At 66.8% G+C, this 14,565-nt stretch carries 14 protein-coding genes and 1 pseudogene; 1 reads left to right on the top strand and 14 read right to left on the bottom strand.

The annotated features are described in order from the left end of the window. The 7 genes and pseudogenes from ACXJLH_RS21670 to ACXJLH_RS21640 form a co-directional block, all read right to left on the bottom strand. Nucleotides 1–381, bottom strand: a pseudogene (locus tag ACXJLH_RS21670) (xylose isomerase); the annotation flags it as partial. A 10-nt stretch (nucleotides 382–391) separates the two neighbouring features. Continuing rightward, nucleotides 392–1,852, bottom strand: a complete 1,461-nt coding sequence (xylB, locus tag ACXJLH_RS21665) for a xylulokinase (RefSeq protein ID WP_457446180.1) — start codon at nucleotides 1,850–1,852, stop codon at nucleotides 392–394. Beyond that, nucleotides 1,852–3,084, bottom strand: a complete 1,233-nt coding sequence (locus ACXJLH_RS21660) for an ROK family protein (RefSeq protein WP_056193159.1) — start codon at nucleotides 3,082–3,084, stop codon at nucleotides 1,852–1,854. The genes xylB and ACXJLH_RS21660 overlap by 1 nt, the downstream gene beginning before the upstream one ends. Before the next feature lie 151 nt (nucleotides 3,085–3,235). Continuing rightward, complete coding sequence (locus ACXJLH_RS21655; RefSeq protein ID WP_457446178.1) at nucleotides 3,236–4,063, bottom strand: 3-keto-disaccharide hydrolase; 828 nt, start codon at nucleotides 4,061–4,063, stop codon at nucleotides 3,236–3,238. Between the two features lie 81 nt (nucleotides 4,064–4,144). Next, nucleotides 4,145–5,425 (bottom strand): L-fuconate dehydratase, encoded by a 1,281-nt coding sequence (locus ACXJLH_RS21650; protein WP_457446175.1) that lies wholly within the window; start codon nucleotides 5,423–5,425, stop codon nucleotides 4,145–4,147. Beyond that, a complete protein-coding gene (locus ACXJLH_RS21645) occupies nucleotides 5,422–6,276 on the bottom strand; it encodes an ureidoglycolate lyase (RefSeq protein WP_457446173.1) in 855 nt (284 codons plus the stop codon). The genes ACXJLH_RS21650 and ACXJLH_RS21645 overlap by 4 nt, the downstream gene beginning before the upstream one ends. A 48-nt stretch (nucleotides 6,277–6,324) precedes the next feature. Continuing rightward, nucleotides 6,325–7,149, bottom strand: coding sequence for an SDR family oxidoreductase (locus tag ACXJLH_RS21640; protein WP_457446171.1), 825 nt, complete (start codon nucleotides 7,147–7,149; stop codon nucleotides 6,325–6,327). A gap of 185 nt (nucleotides 7,150–7,334) precedes the next feature. On the opposite strand from ACXJLH_RS21640, the gene ACXJLH_RS21635 reads away from it, so the two are divergent. Then, nucleotides 7,335–8,675, top strand: coding sequence for a GGDEF domain-containing protein (locus ACXJLH_RS21635; RefSeq protein ID WP_457446169.1), 1,341 nt, complete (start codon nucleotides 7,335–7,337; stop codon nucleotides 8,673–8,675). Nucleotides 8,676–8,687: 12 nt separating this feature from the next. On the opposite strand, the gene ACXJLH_RS21630 is transcribed toward ACXJLH_RS21635, so the two are convergent. From ACXJLH_RS21630 to fdxA, 7 genes are all read right to left on the bottom strand, one after another. Next, the gene (locus tag ACXJLH_RS21630) at nucleotides 8,688–9,665 is read right to left on the bottom strand and encodes a YeiH family protein (protein ID WP_457446167.1); all 978 of its coding nucleotides are present in this window, start codon (nucleotides 9,663–9,665) and stop codon (nucleotides 8,688–8,690) included. Between the two features lie 81 nt (nucleotides 9,666–9,746). After that, nucleotides 9,747–10,520, bottom strand: coding sequence for a ferredoxin--NADP reductase (locus ACXJLH_RS21625; protein WP_056193177.1), 774 nt, complete (start codon nucleotides 10,518–10,520; stop codon nucleotides 9,747–9,749). Continuing rightward, entirely contained in the window at nucleotides 10,517–10,816 is a 300-nt protein-coding gene (locus ACXJLH_RS21620) for a gamma-butyrobetaine hydroxylase-like domain-containing protein (protein WP_457446166.1), read from the bottom strand. Before ACXJLH_RS21620 ends, ACXJLH_RS21625 begins: the two co-directional genes overlap by 4 nt. Continuing rightward, nucleotides 10,816–11,676, bottom strand: coding sequence for an ABC transporter ATP-binding protein (locus tag ACXJLH_RS21615; RefSeq protein ID WP_235531857.1), 861 nt, complete (start codon nucleotides 11,674–11,676; stop codon nucleotides 10,816–10,818). The genes ACXJLH_RS21620 and ACXJLH_RS21615 overlap by 1 nt, the downstream gene beginning before the upstream one ends. Nucleotides 11,677–11,681: 5 nt before the next feature. Next, nucleotides 11,682–12,632 (bottom strand): ABC transporter permease, encoded by a 951-nt coding sequence (locus ACXJLH_RS21610; RefSeq protein WP_056193470.1) that lies wholly within the window; start codon nucleotides 12,630–12,632, stop codon nucleotides 11,682–11,684. Nucleotides 12,633–12,637: 5 nt separating this feature from the next. Then, the gene (locus ACXJLH_RS21605; protein WP_457446164.1) at nucleotides 12,638–14,101 is read right to left on the bottom strand and encodes an ABC transporter substrate-binding protein; all 1,464 of its coding nucleotides are present in this window, start codon (nucleotides 14,099–14,101) and stop codon (nucleotides 12,638–12,640) included. Nucleotides 14,102–14,172: 71 nt separating this feature from the next. Then, nucleotides 14,173–14,511, bottom strand: coding sequence for a ferredoxin FdxA (gene fdxA / locus ACXJLH_RS21600; protein ID WP_457446162.1), 339 nt, complete (start codon nucleotides 14,509–14,511; stop codon nucleotides 14,173–14,175). Nucleotides 14,512–14,565: the final 54 nt, after the last annotated feature.

Raw genomic sequence — 14,565 nt, 5'->3', positions numbered from 1 at the left:
GCCGAGCACATCGACCATGCGCAGGAAGTTCTCGTGGCTCTCGCGCGGCGTGGCGCCTTCCGGGGCGACGTCGCGGTCATGGAAGCAGTAGTAGGGCGCGCCGAGCTTGGCAAAGAACTCGAAGGCCGCGTCGGCCTTGAGCTTGGCCAGCTCCATCGGGCTGCCGCCCTGGAACCAGGGGCGCTCGAAGGTGGCGCCGCCGAACGGGTCCAGGCCGGTCCAGACGAAGTTGTGCCAGTAGCACACGGCAAAGCGCAGGTGGTCCTCCATGCGCTGGCCCAGGACGATGCGGTCCTTGTCGTAGTGCTTGAAGGCCAGGTCATTCTGGCTGTCGACGCCCTCAAAGCGGATCGGGGCGATGGCGTGGAAATAGCTCGTCATAACTCGGGGGTCAGGCACCGCGCAGGCGGCGGTAGAGGTCACGGAAACGCGCCAGGCGGGGGGCCAGGCGGGCATGGCGTTCGGGGTCGGGAGAGAAGAGGGCCGCCACGGGCGGGCGGGTGCAGACGGTCTCGACAGCACCCCCGATGGCCAACCAGCCCAGGCGTGCCGCGCCGAGCGCGCCGCCGGCTTCGCTGCCGGTGTGCAGGACGATGTCGACCTGGAGCGCGTCGGCGATCAACTGGGCCCAGAAACGGCTGCGTGAGCCGCCGCCCACCAGCGACAGCTGGTGGACCTGGGTGCCCGCGGCTCGCAGCGCGTCCAGCCCATCGGCCAGCCCGAAGGCCACGCCCTCGAGCACGGCATAGGTGCAGTCGGCGCGATTCGTCTGCGCCTTCAGGCCATGGAAGACGCCGGCTGCAAACGGGTCGTTGTGCGGCGTGCGCTCGCCGGCCAGGTAGGGCAGGAAGATCGGCGCGTGGTCTGAGGGGCTGACTGCGCTGTCATTTGATGAAAGTTCAGCCAGCAAGGTGGTTTCATCGGCGCCGACGAGCTGGCAGAACCAGCGCAGGCAACTGGCGGCCGACAGCATCACGCTCATCTGGTGCCAGCGTGCGGGAAGCGCATGGCAGAAGGCATGCACGGCCGAGGCCGGGTTGGGCCGGTAGCGGTCGTTGACGACGAAGAGCACGCCCGAGGTGCCCAGCGAGATGAAGCCGTCCCCTGGCTGCGTGGCGCCGATGCCGATGGCGCTGGCCGCGTTGTCGCCGGCGCCACCGGCGACGACCACCTCCGCGCCCAGGCCCCAGGCCTTGGCGAGTTCGGGCTTGAGCACGCCGCTGGGCTGGCTGCTCTCGACCAGGCGGGGCATCTGCGCGCGCGTCAGGCCGCAGGCGCCGAGCAGTTCGTCGGACCAGTCGCGCCGGGCCACGTCCAGCCACAGGGTGCCGGCGGCGTCCGACGGGTCGGAGACCTTGTCGCCGGTCAGCTGCAGGCGCAGCCAGTCCTTGGGCAGCAGCACGCTGGCCACGCGCTCGAAGACTTCGGGCTCGTGCTTCTTCACCCACAGCAGCTTCGGGGCGGTGAAGCCGGGCATGGCGAGGTTGCCGGCGATGTCGTGCAGGCGCGGCGCGGTGGTTGTTAGCTCGTCGCACTCGGCGTGGCTGCGGCCGTCGTTCCACAGGATGGCCGGGCGCAGCACGGCGTCGTCAGCGCCCAGCAGCACCGCGCCGTGCATCTGGCCGGACAGGCCGATGCCGCGCACGGCGGCGAACTCGGTCGGGTGGGTCGTGCGCAATTGGGCGACGGCGGTGCCGGTCGCGCGCCACCAGTCGGATGGATTCTGCTCGGACCACAGAGGTTCCGGTGCCGACAGCGTCAATGCGCTGCCTGCGGTACCAACGATGCGACCGCTGTCGTCAAGCAACAGCAGCTTGACTTCCGAGGTACCCAGATCAATGCCGAGAAACATCAAGCAGCCTCCGCTGTTTCAAGAAAAATGGTTCCACCGTCAGCCAGAGGTAACGCGGGGCGGGTCAGTCGATAACGTGCCAGCGCTGCAGCGCCGACAGCGACGGCGTTGACGCCGAAGCGCGACGTGCGCACGATCGGCGGTGGCAAACCGGCTGCAGCGGCATAGGCGTTCAGCGTATCCAGCGCCGGCTTAAGGAATGGTTCGCCCAGCTCGATCGCGGCGCCACCGAGAACGATGCACGCGGGGTCGTAAGTGGCAGACAGGTTCTGCAGCAGCACGCCGAGGTAGCGTCCGGCGGAGGCGACGGCATTCTGGGTCTCAGGGTCGTTCCCCAACAGATGGCTGCGTATCCGAGACAGCGAGGTCATCTCCGTCCCCCTGCCGTAGCCCCGCTGCATGGCGCCCATCGAGATCAGCGCCTCCGCGCAGCCCCGGCGCCCGCAGGAACAACGCGGACCATCGAGTTGCAGCACGGTGTGCCCCACTTCGCCAGCGAAACCTCGGTTGCCGGTCAGCAGCCGGTCACCGACGATGACACCGGCACCGAGGCCCTCGCTGATGGAGACGTAGAGCAATGGGTCCGCGGCGGTCGAGGAGTTGAACTCCACTTCGCCAACCGCGGCGACAGCAGCTTCGTTCTGAAGGAAGAGCGGCACGTGTGCCAGCGGGGAGTCAGCCAGTCTTTCGGCCAGCAGTGCTGCGAATGGCACATCGCGCCAGCCCAGGTTGGGCGCGAATCGAAGCACGCCACGCGCTGCATCGACGCCGCCGGGCAAGCCGACACCGATACCCAGCGCCTGCTCGCTGGCGGCGAGCTGCCCGAAGACCTTCAGCAGCGATGCGGCAAGTACTCGAATGCACGACTTGGCCGAGCGAATGGCACCGTAGCTGGCGACAGTTTCTGCACGTATCTCGCCCGTGAGGGACGTGGCAACCACGCGCACGGAGTCGACGCCGACTTCGGCACCGAGCAGCAGCAGTCGGGTTGGATCGATGAACAAGGGCGTGGGGCGGCGACCCATGTCGCCTGTCGGGACGATTTCGCGCTCGACCAGCCAACCCTCGGTAATCAATTCACGGGCGAGCAGGCCGACGGTGGATTTAGTCAGGCCCACCACAGCAGCCAGATCGGCTCGTGACTGACCTGGTTTGGCACACAGTTGCCTGACGAGCGCCATGCGATTGATGACTTTGAGGAGCTGTTGGCTCGCGGCGGCTTCGACCTGCAAGGCACTTCTCCCTGATGAACTTTCGTGGTCGGACCACAACTTGTCGTTGTGTTTTTGGTATGACCAATGTTAGTTGGGGCGATGGACAAAGTAAATAGGGGCGCGCGGCTTCGTCATCGCAGGCCGCGAGTCACGGCAGCAGCAGGAGATTTCACCGAGGCACTCCCGGAGCCTGTTGCCCGGTCCGGGAAGTGGCGGGGAGGGATCGGATCCTGATGTTCCGAAACCATACGGGCTGCGATTCCGCCTGCAGCGCGATATGGCCGAATGACAACTGCAGGGGAGCACCGGCATCCAGCAGGGCCTTTGCGCTGTCCTCCCTGGGATCAAGCTGGGGGTGCTGATAGCGCAGGACCTCGACGCCATTGACGCGATGGACGACTTCCTCGTTGCCTCGAACCTCGACCTCCACCGCTACCCACTCATTCAGGGGGAACAATTTCGAGGTCGACTCGATGATGTGGTCTGTCAGCAGCCGGCCCTTCATCTCAAGGTTGGTGCCAGGCGTGCACACATTGCCCGTCTGGCGGCCCGCCGTTGCGCCCGCGCTGAGGAACTGGAATTCCATGCTGGCAGGCCAGGCCTGGTTGAGCCCCATCGTCCAGGGCGACTGTGAATGGATCATCACGCCGCTGTTGAGTTTGGCCCAGGGTGGGGCATCTGCAACGGCAGTGCCCGTGATCCGGTACTCGAGCCTAAGGATGTAATTGGCGTAGGCCAGGTTGGAGTACAGATGGCCGAACTGTTCGTCGAACTTGCCGTAGCCGTCATAGCTGACCTTGATCACGCCGTCTTCCACCCGAAACGTGTTCGCGTAGTTGTCTCCAAGCGGACGCTTGTTGATCTTCACGGTCCATCCGGAAAGGTCGCGGCCATTGAACAGCGAATGCCATTCGCCCTCGTCCTGCGCACTCGCGCGCGCTGGGGTCAGGGCGATGCACAGGCAGGCCAGCATCGTTGACAGAGATCGGTTCTTCATGACGTGGACCTATCCGGAAAAAGGCAAATCGCGCGGTCTCTTTCAAGGCCGCGCGTTGGTGCTGGAACGGTTCTGGCGAGTTCAGCCCCCGAACCGGTATTGCGCCAGCGAGGCCGGTTTCATCGTGATCGAAAAGCCCGGTGCTTCGGGCGGCATGTAGGCCGCGCCGCGCACGACGCAGGGGTCGACGAAGTGCTCATGCAGGTGATCCACGTACTCGATGACACGGCCGTCACGCGTGCCGGCAATGCAGAGGTAGTCGATCATGGACAGGTGCTGCACGTACTCGCACAGGCCCACGCCGCCGGCATGCGGGCAGACGGGCAGGCCGTGCTTGGCGGCCATCAGCATGACGGCCAGGATCTCGTTGACGCCGCCCAGGCGGCAGCTGTCGATCTGCACCACGTCGATGGCGCCGCGCATCATGAACTGCTTGAACAGGATGCGGTTCTGGCACATCTCGCCGGTGGCGACCTGCATGGGCGCGATGGCCTGCCGAATGGCGCGGTGGCCTTCGACGTCGTCGGGGCTGGTCGGTTCCTCGATGAACCAGGGCTTGGCAAAGGCCAGGTCCTTGAGCCAGTCGATGGCCACGGGAACATCCCAGACCTGATTGGCGTCGATCATCAGCTTGCGGTCCGGCCCCAGCACCTCGCGAGCGATACGCAGGCGGCGGATGTCGTCCTCGCGGTCGCGGCCGACCTTGAGCTTGACGTGGTTGAAGCCCGCGTCCACAGCCTCCTGGCACAGCCGCCGCAGCTTGTCGTCGGGGTAGCCCAGCCAGCCGGCCGAGGTCGTGTAGCAGGGGTAGCCCTCGCGCTCCAGCGTGGCCAGGCGCTCGGCCTTGCCCTCTGCTGCGCGGGTGAGCAGCGCCAGCGCCTCGTCGGGTGTGATGCAGTCGGTGATGTAGCGGAAGTCGATGCAGCGCACCAGCTCGGCCGGGCTCATGTCGGCCACCAGGCGCCACACCGGCTTGCCCTCGGCCTTGGCCCACAAGTCCCATACGGCATTGACGACGGCGCCGGTGGCGAGGTGGATGGCGCCCTTGTCGGGCCCGATCCAGCGCAGTTGGCTGTCCGACGTGACGTGGCGCCAGAAGCGGCCCATGTCGGCGGCGATCCAGCTCAGCTCCAGGCCGACAACCAGGTGGCGCATGGCCTCAATGGCGCGGCAGCAGATGTCGTTGCCACGGCCGATGGTGAAGGTCAGGCCATGGCCTTCCAGGCCCGGCGTGTCGGTTTCAAGGATGACGTAGGCGGCCGAGTAGTCCGGGTCGGGGTTCATCGCGTCCGAACCGTCGAGGTGCTGCGACGTCGGGAAGCGCACATCCACCGTGCGCAGGCCTGTGATGCGGGTGGTCATGCTGCGACGGTCTTCTGCGTTTGAACGCCCAGGCCCTGGATGCCCAGGCGCATGGTCTGGCCGGGCTTCAGGTACAGCGGCGGCTTCTGGCCCAGGCCGACGCCGGGCGGCGTGCCGGTGGAGATGATGTCGCCGGGCTGCAGGCTCATGAACTTGCTCAGGTAGCTGACGATCTGCGCAACGCCGAACACCATGGTGCGCGTGTTGCCGTTCTGGAAGCGCCGGCCGTCGATCTCCAGCCAGAGGTCCAGCTGCTGCGGGTCGGCCACCTCGTCGGCCGTGACGAGCCAGGGGCCGATGGGCCCGAAGGTGTCACAGCCCTTGCCCTTGTCCCACTGCGTGCCGCGCTCGAGCTGCCATTCGCGCTCTGACACGTCATTGACGACGCAGTAGCCGGCCACATGCTTCATCGCGTCGGCTTCCTCGATGTAGCGGCCACCTTCGCCGATGACGACGCCCAGTTCCACCTCCCAGTCGGTCTTGAGCGAGCCGCGCGGGATCTGCACCGCGTCATCGGGGCCGCAGATGGCGCTGGTCCACTTGGCGAAGACGACGGGCTCGGTCGGCACGGCCAAGCCGGACTCGGCAGCGTGATCGGCGTAGTTCAGGCCGATGCAGATGAACTTGCCGACGCGGCCGACGCAGGGGCCGAGGCGCAGGTCCTGTTGCGGCGTGCCGCTGACGAGTGGCAGGTCCGTCGGGTCGATATCGCGCAGCCTTGCGAGGCCGGCGGGCGTCAGCACGTTGCCTGCAACGTCATCGACAAGGCCTGAGAGGTCGCGCACGCGGCCGTTGTCATCGAGCAGGCCGGGGCGTTCTTGGCCCACAGGGCCGTAGCGAAGGAGTTTCATGGGAAGTTCGTTATTGACGGATCGGGAGATATGCCGAAATGACGCGCCTTAAATCGTGACGCCGCCATCCACGCAAACGGCCTGCCCGGTGATGAAGCGCGACGCGTCGCTGAGCAGGAAGACGACGAGCGGAGCGATGTCGTCGACGGTGGCCAGCCGGCCCATGGGCTGGCGGGCGATGAAGTCTTTCTCGGCCTGCACGGGATCGGCCGCCGCAGCGATCCGCCCGCGCAGGGACGGTGTGTCCACTGTGCCGGGGCAAAGGGCATTGCAGCGCAGGCCTTGCTTGACGAAGTCCGCAGCGACTGCCTTGCTCAAGCCGATGACGGCCGCCTTGGTCGTGCCGTAGGCGAAGCGGTTCGCAAAGCCCTTTACCGATGAGGCCATGGATGCCATGTTCAGCACCGAGGCGCCGCCGCCGTGGCGTGCGGCCTCTGCGAGCATGCCCGGCAGGAAGGCGCGCAGCGTGCGCAGCATGCTCTTCACGTTCAGGTCCATGCTGAAGTCCCAGGCAGCTTCATCGCAGTCGAGCACCGTGCCGTGATGCACGAAGCCGGCGCAGTTGAACAGCCCATGCAGAGCAGGCAACCGACCGGCCAGGCTCTGCACCGACAGGGTGTCGCGGACATCGAGAACCTCGGTACGCAGCGCCGAAGACGCCGCTTCCCGGGCCAGCGCGGCCAAGCCGCTCTCCTGGATGTCCGTGGCGATCACCTCGGCACCCGCCGCGAGGCAGGCCAGGGTGCTTGCACGTCCGATTCCCTGCGCTGCTGCGGTGATCAGAACGGTCTTGCCCGTCAGGCAGGCGGAAGGGGCGTGGAAGTCACTCACGATGGTCAGGGTATTGAAGGTCTGACCAGTGTAGGCGAACATGGCATAAATCGTTAAATTGGCCTTACCAATTTCAATTATCGAAGGCGCTGGCGCCCATCGACCCGATTCGCGGCAGTTGGCCAGGCCGCGTTTTTCATGGATTGCCGTCGACGGCGATTGCCCCTTGAGGCGAGCGCTTCGTTGTGCCGGCGCCCGCCTTTGGCTCTAGAGTGCACAGGACGCAAATGCCGAAGTTTGATGGCGTGCAATCTGACCTGATTAGCATCAGATTCCTCATGGGAGGGATCGTGCTCACCGTGGCCGTGCTGGGTGTTCACATGATGCTGCCCGCGCGAACTCTGGATCTGCTGGAGCCGGGCGTGAGCAAGCATTTCCTGGAAGCCCCCCCTCAGGCCGGCGAGGAAGCCGCGGTGCAGTGGGTGGACGCCGGGCGGTTGCGATGGCGTTGCCAATACGTCGCCTCCGAGAAGTACCAGCCGTGCGTCCTGACCTATCTGCTGACCGGCGACGATCTCAGCCGCGGCCGGGATCTGAGCGGGTTTGACCACATCGAGCTGGAACTGGACTACCAAGGGCCGGCGCCATTCCTGCATCTTGATATCCGGAATTTCGATCCACGCTTCTCCAGGCTCGAGGACGCCAACAGCTCGCGGATGCACGCGGTCACGCTTCGAAGGCGGGACGTGGAGCAACCGGTGCGCATCAAGTTGAGCGAACTCAACGTGCCCGACTGGTGGATCCAGATGTTCAATCTGCCTCGCGAGTACAACCAGCCAAGCCTGGACAACGCGACGTCGTTGTCCATCGGCATTCCCGGAGAGCTGACGGGTCAGCACCATGAACTGCAGCTTCGCCGCCTGGTGCTGAAGGGCGAATGGATTGGCGACGACCGCGTCTACCTGGGCATCCTGCTTGCCTGGCTTTTTGGTGCTTGCGCCATGGTGTTGCGCGGCTGGCAGCGACTGCGCCTGAGCCATCGCCGCCAGCAACGGGAGATCGATGCCTTGACAGCGCGCACGCGTCAGTTGCGCATCGAGCAGGAGAACCTGCGCCGCCTGGCCACGGTCGATGAACTGACCGGTGTGTTGAACCGGCGCGGCCTGGAGCAATCGCTGGATGACATGGAAGAGGCGGCGCAGGGCATGTCGCTCGTGCTGCTGGACATCGACCACTTCAAGCATGTCAACGACCGCCATGGTCATGATTGCGGTGACGAGGTGTTGCGCCGCGTTGCGGCCATCGTCGCGGCCAACCTGCGCGCGAGCGATGTCATCGGTCGCTGGGGCGGCGAGGAGTTCCTGATCGCTTGCCAGGGCACGCGTGTGCGTGATGCCGCCCGCCTGGCCGAGAAGCTGCGCGAACGCGTGCAGCAGAGCGAGGTCAGCTGTACTGCGGGCCGCCTCGCAATCACCGCCAGCTTCGGCGTGGCGCTGTCACCGCCGGGAGGGTCGGCTGCGAATGCCCTCAAGCGGGCCGACGAGGCCCTGTATCGCGCCAAGGAGGCCGGCCGGAACCGCGTCGAGATAGACAGGACGCTGCAGAGCGACTCACCGACCACGGTCTGATTTGTTGGACCCTCAATAAAACCGCAATCCCCAGGCGGCGGCGAGCGAAACGGCTGCAAGCCACAAGCTCGTCGCCACCATCAGCAGGATGGGCCGCCAACCTGCGCTGGCGAGGTGCGGGAACGACGTCTTCATGCCGAGCCCGGCCACCCCCAGCATGAGGCAGGCGCGCGAGGCGAGATTGAGCTGCTCCTGCACTGGCCGCAGGCATCCCAGCGAGTTGAGCGTCGCCAGCGCGACGAACAGCCACAGAAAGCCCGGCACCAGCCCGCCGAGTCGCATCACCATCGGTCGTGCCGTGGGCGGCGGCTCGTCGGCCGAAGTGCGGCAGGCGATGGACACGCCCAGCACGACGATGAAGAGCAGGCTGACGCGCAGCAGTTTGACGATGGAGGCCGCGTCGCCGGCGGCCGCAGAGATCGAATAGCCCGCTACCACCACCTGCGCCACGTCATGGATGCTTCCGCCGATGAAGAGGCCAGCACCAGCCGGCGACAGCTGCAACTGCCGCGCGATCAGTGGGTAGGCCACCATCGCCGCCGTCGACAGCAGCGTGGCCAAGACGGCCACGACGAGCGCGTGGCGTTCGTTCGGCGTCTCCCCCTCACCGGCACGCGGCAGCACCGCACCAATCGCCAGCGCCGCCGAGGCGCCGCAGATGGCCGTGGCGCCGCCCGCCAGCATGCCGAGCGCCCACGGCAGGCGCAGTGCCTTCGCCAGCCACCGACCGCACAGGAGGGTGCTGGCGACCGCGAACAACACGACGAGCAAGGTCGGCCAACCGAGCCCGGCGACCTGCTCCCAGCTGATGCGCGCACCCAGCAGCCCCACGCCCAGGCGCAGCAGCGTGCGGCCGCAGAAGTCCACGCCAGCGGCCGTGCGGTCCTGCGGGCTCTGGCTGTGCAGCGCCGCGCCGAACAGCAGCGCGTACAACATCGGGGGCCCCTGATACAGCGCGGCAACGAATGACGCAGCCAAAGCGATCAGCACGCAGGTCGCCCACCCCGGCCAGACTCGCCGCAGGGCCTGGCCATGAGCGTCGAAGAAGGCAGCCCGTGCCAGCATGGCCGTTCACTTCTCGACGAAGGCCCGCTCGATGACGAAATGCCCGGGATGGCTCATATTGCCCTCGGTCATGCCCATCTCGTCGAACACGGCGCGCGTGTCGCGCAACATCTCGGGGCTGCCGCACAGCATGAAGCGGTCGTTCTCCTTGCACAGCGGCGGCAGGCCGATGTCGCTGGGCAGCTTGCCGTTGGCCATGAGCGTCGGGATGCGCCCCTGGTTGCGGAAGGGCTCGCGCGTGACGGTCGGGTAGTAGATGAGCTTGTCGCGCACCTGGTCGCCGAAGAATTCGTTGTCGGGCAGCTCGCGCGTGATGATGTCCTCGTAGGCCAGCTCGCTCACCTGGCGGCATCCATGCACGAGGATGACCTTCTCGTAGAGCTCATAGACGTCGGGGTCGCGCACGATGGCCATGAAGGGCGCCAGGCCCGTGCCGGTGGCCAGCAGGTAGAGATGCCGGCCGGCCAGCAGGTTCTGCGTGACGAGGGTGCCCGAGGCCTTGCGGCCGATGTGCACCGTGTCGCCGACCTGGATGTGCTGCAGGCGCGAGGTCAGAGGGCCGTCGGGCACCTTGATGCTGAGGAACTCCAGCGTGTCGTCCCAGTGCGGGCTGACGACGCTGTAGGCGCGCAGCAGCGGCTTGCCGTCGACCATCAGGCCGATCATCGTGAACTGCCCGCTCTGGAAGCGAAAGCCCGGGTCACGAGTGCAGGTGAAGGAGAACTGGCGGTCGGTCCAGTGGCGGACGTCCAGCACCTTGGCGTCGAAAAGAATGCTCATGCGCAAGGCTCCAGGCAGAGTTGATGCAGATAGGGCCAGGGGTAGATGCCGCGGTCGTGGCCGTCGCTGAAGACGAGCTGCAGGCCCTGCGGCCCGACCGGGTGGAGGGCGGTGAGCTGTGTGTCGATGAGCGCCTGCACGGGCTCGCCGCTGCGCCGACGCTGCTCGCAACCGGCACATTTGCAGGCGGCGCGCAGCACCGGGCCGCTGAGGCGGGCGGCGCGGCCATCGGCCCAGGCCAGCGCCAGCACGCCACTGGCCTGGTGCCAGACGACTTCGGTGGGAACGGCGTCCATCAGACGAGGTGCTCCACGCCCTGCGGGCCGATCTCGGTGCACAGGCCCGCCAGCCCGCCTTCGCTCAGTTCGCCCCCCATGGCCGCGATGCTTTCCTCGCGGATCAGGCCCTTGATCTGGCGCACCATGGCGACGAACTCGGGCTCGGAGGTCATGTCCGGCGTGCGCGGCCGCGGCAGCGGCACGTCCAGCTCGGCCTTGATGCGCCCGGGCCTTGCCGTCATCACGTAGATGCGGTCGGACAGGAACACCGCCTCCTCGATGTCGTGCGTGATGAAGAGCACCGAGATGCGCAGGCGCTGCCACATATTGGTCAGGATCTCCTGCATCACCACGCGGGTCTGAGAGTCGAGGGCGCCGAACGGCTCGTCCATCAGCAGCACCTGCGGGCTGGTGGCCAGCGCGCGGACGATGCCCACGCGCTGCTTCATGCCGCCGGAGAGCTGGTCGGGGTAGTGGTTCTCGAAGGACAGCAGGCCGGCCAGCCCCAGCAGCGTGCGCGCCTGCGCCTCGCGGTCGCTAGCCGACGCGCCCTTCATGCGCAGCCCGAACTCCACGTTCGCACGCACCGTCATCCATGGGAAGAGCGAGTACTGCTGGAACACGACGCCGCGGTCCGAGCCCGGGCCCGTGATGGGTTGACCGTCCAGCAGCACCTGACCGCCACTGGGCTTGAGGAAGCCTGCCACCGCGTTCAGCAGCGTGGACTTGCCGCAGCCGGACGGCCCGATCAGCGACACGAACTCGCCGGGCCGCACATGCACGTTGGCGGCGCGCACGGCTTCGAAATCCTGGCCTTTTGAGTGGAAGCGGATGTCCAGCTCGCGCACGTCCACGCGGCCACGGGATGCTGTCGCCATGTCCATCAACGTCCTCCTTGCGAATGGGCCTGCCAGGGCATGGCGAGCTTGGCCAGCAGCCGGATGGCGCCGCTGCACAGCAGCCCCAGCACGCCGATCGTGATCATCCCGAGCGCGATCTCGGCATAGCTGATCAGCGAGTAGGCCTCCCACGTGAAGTAGCCGATGCCGAACTGCCCCGAGATCATCTCGGCGGCGATCAGCGACACCCAGGCCACGCCCATGCCTACCGCCAGGCCCGTGAAGATGTGGGGCAGGGCGCCGGGCAGCACCACGTGCCTGAGCAGGCTGGCCTCGCCCGCGCCCAGCGTGCGGGCGGCGCGCAGCAGCACCGGGTCGATCGCCTCGACACCATGCACGGTGTTGAGCAGGATGGGGAAGAAGGCGCCCAGGAAGGTGATGAAGACGATGCTCACCTCGTTGTCGGGCCACAGCATGATGGACATGGGCACCCAGGCGATGGCCGGGATGGGCCGGAAAACCTCCATCGCCGGCATGGCCAGCCCGCGCACGATGCGGTAGCGGCCGATCAGGATGCCCAGGCCGACGCCCAGGCCCGTGGCCACCAGGAAGCCGAGCAGGATGCGCCGCACGCTGATGCCGATGTTGGTGACGAACTTCGGGCTGGCGTTGACCTCCACCACCTTCTCCAGCACTTGGGCCGGCGTGGGGATGTTGTTGAAGCGGATGTAGGCGTCGAGCTTGTAGCGCGTGGCCAGGTGCCAGAAGAGCAGCACGCTGGCGATGGACAGCGCACCCATCAGCACCGCCGCGCCACGGCCCCGCCAGAAGCGCTGCCGCAGGCTGGGCGCAGCAGCCGCGGGCAACGGCAGGGGCAGCGGCGTGATGCCCTGGCCCACGTGGGCGGGCGGGGCCGCCTTGGGCGCCGCCGCAGGCATTGCAGCAGGCGGCGCCAGGGGCGGCGTGTAGGTTTGGATGCGGGGCAGCGCGCTCATGGTGTTCACTTCACGCTGACCGCGACGACAGTGGCGTTGGCCTGCCCCAGGGCCTCCGCAAAGGTGGCGAGCTTGCCGTGCGTCCTGGCGGCGTAGGCCTCGGCGTCTTTCTTCAGCAGGAAGGGCACGGCCAGCGGCGCCTTGGGGTTGCTGGCATCCACCGCGTAGAAGGCCTTGTCGGCGACGACCTTGATGCCCAGCTCCTTGTCGTACAGGTAGGCGACGTTGACCTTCTTGCCCGCCGCCTCGTACTGCTTCACGCCAGCCAGCAGGCAGGCGGGCGAGCTGGCCACGACGATCTCGCCGCTGGACAGCCAGATCTCGCCGGCTTCCTTGGGCCGCGTGACCGGCACCTTGCAGATGGGGTCGTTGCCGGCGATGTCGTAGTTGGCGAGCGTCTGCTTCTGGGCCTCGTAGTCCTGGCCGCGCTGCTTGAAGGCTTCGCGCAGATAGCTTTCGTTGACCCAGGCGGCGGCGTCGAACTCCTTCACGCGGCCGAGCTTGGACAGTACGCCGTGCGCGATCTTGATCGTCTCGACCCAGCGCGGCTTGATGCTCGGGTCCAGCGTGTGGATGCCGCCCGGGCCGAGGAAGAGGTAGACGACCTCCTTCTCGATCTTGGTCCACTCTTCGATCTTGGCGGCGGCCAGCTTGGGGTCCTTGCGCACCCAGTCGTTGGCCTCCATCAAGGCCTTGATGTAGGCCACGACGGCCTCGGGGTATTTGTCGGCGAATTCCTTGCGCACGACGACGCCGTGGAAGGTCGGCACCTTGGTCTGTGCGCCGTCGAAGATCTTGCGGGCGAAGCCGCGCTGCGGCAGCAGGTCGGCGAAGGGCACGAAGTCGCCGTGGGCGTCGATCTTCTTTTCCTGCAGATTGGTGGTGCCTACCTCGGGGCTCTGGCTGACGAGGTTCCAGTAGTCCGCAGGCCAGCCGCGCTCCTGCATGGCCTGCAGCATCATCCCGTGGGCTGCCGATCCGAAGGGTACCGACACCGTCTTGCCCTTGAGGTCGGCCAGCTCGTAGTAGGGGCTGTCCTTGTGCACGACGACGCCGTTGCCCGAGCCGAAGGCGTTGTAGGCGATGACGGCGACGAGCTGGGTCTCGTTGCCCTTGTTGAGCTGCCCGGTGGCGCCGTTCACCAGCAGCGGGTAGTCGCCCATCATGCCGATCTGCAGCTTGCCGGCGACCATGCCGTTGGTGATGGGCGGGCCGGAAGTGAAGTTCTGCCAGTCGAGCTTCCACTCGATGTTGGCGTACTTGCCCGTCTTGGGCAGGTGCTTCTCCAGCAGCTTCAGCTCCTTGAGCACCACGCCACCGGTGACGGTGTTGGTGGTGGTGTTCTGCGTGCCGATGCCGAGGGTCACCACCTCCTTGGCGGCGTGGGCCTGCGGGGCCAGGAAGGCCGCGCAGAGCGCGAGGCACTTCGCGAGGGTGGCGGAAACATGCGAGAGCTGGGGCAACTTCATCTCAATCTCCTGGCAGTCGGGTAGGTTCAGAAGCGGCGGCGCAAGATCGGTGCCTGCGCCGCGCCGGGTTCTCAGGCGGGCGCGGCGCTCTCCGTCAGCAGGGCGCGCTTGTGCGTCTGGTTGGCCCAGTGCTCGGCGTCGGGCAGCGGTTCCTGTGCGGCAGTGATGAGCGGCCATTGCGCGGCCAGGCGGCGGTTCAGTTCGACGTACTCACGCTGTTCGGCTGGCAAGTCCTTCTCGTCGAAGATGGCCTCGACCGGGCACTCGGGCACGCAGACGCCGCAGTCGATGCAGGCACTGGGGTCGATGACGAGGAAGTCGGGGCCTTCGTGGAAGCACTCCACCGGGCAGGCGGCAACGCAGTCGGTGTACTTGCAGCGGATGCAAGCTTCCGTCACAACGAAAGTCATGCTGCACCTCCCGCCGGGCCGTCCCAAGGCAGGTGTGCGCCCCCTCGGGGGGCA

It is taken from the genome of Roseateles sp. P5_E4, assembly GCF_054049255.1.
This window is presented reverse-complemented; position numbering and strand designations above follow the sequence as displayed.

Coding starts and splice junctions, on each gene's coding strand:
- ACXJLH_RS21650 (WP_457446175.1), bottom strand. CDS start 5,425: ATGACCACCCGCATCACAGGCCTGCGCACGGTGGATGTGCGCTTCCCG.
- ACXJLH_RS21620 (WP_457446166.1), bottom strand. CDS start 10,816: ATGGACGCCGTTCCCACCGAAGTCGTCTGGCACCAGGCCAGTGGCGTG.
- fdxA (WP_457446162.1), bottom strand. CDS start 14,511: ATGACTTTCGTTGTGACGGAAGCTTGCATCCGCTGCAAGTACACCGAC.
- ACXJLH_RS21645 (WP_457446173.1), bottom strand. CDS start 6,276: ATGAAACTCCTTCGCTACGGCCCTGTGGGCCAAGAACGCCCCGGCCTG.
- ACXJLH_RS21635 (WP_457446169.1), top strand. CDS start 7,335: ATGCCGAAGTTTGATGGCGTGCAATCTGACCTGATTAGCATCAGATTC.
- ACXJLH_RS21610 (WP_056193470.1), bottom strand. CDS start 12,632: ATGAGCGCGCTGCCCCGCATCCAAACCTACACGCCGCCCCTGGCGCCG.
- ACXJLH_RS21655 (WP_457446178.1), bottom strand. CDS start 4,063: ATGAAGAACCGATCTCTGTCAACGATGCTGGCCTGCCTGTGCATCGCC.
- ACXJLH_RS21615 (WP_235531857.1), bottom strand. CDS start 11,676: ATGGCGACAGCATCCCGTGGCCGCGTGGACGTGCGCGAGCTGGACATC.
- ACXJLH_RS21605 (WP_457446164.1), bottom strand. CDS start 14,101: ATGAAGTTGCCCCAGCTCTCGCATGTTTCCGCCACCCTCGCGAAGTGC.
- xylB (WP_457446180.1), bottom strand. CDS start 1,852: ATGTTTCTCGGCATTGATCTGGGTACCTCGGAAGTCAAGCTGCTGTTG.
- ACXJLH_RS21625 (WP_056193177.1), bottom strand. CDS start 10,520: ATGAGCATTCTTTTCGACGCCAAGGTGCTGGACGTCCGCCACTGGACC.
- ACXJLH_RS21640 (WP_457446171.1), bottom strand. CDS start 7,149: ATGTTCGCCTACACTGGTCAGACCTTCAATACCCTGACCATCGTGAGT.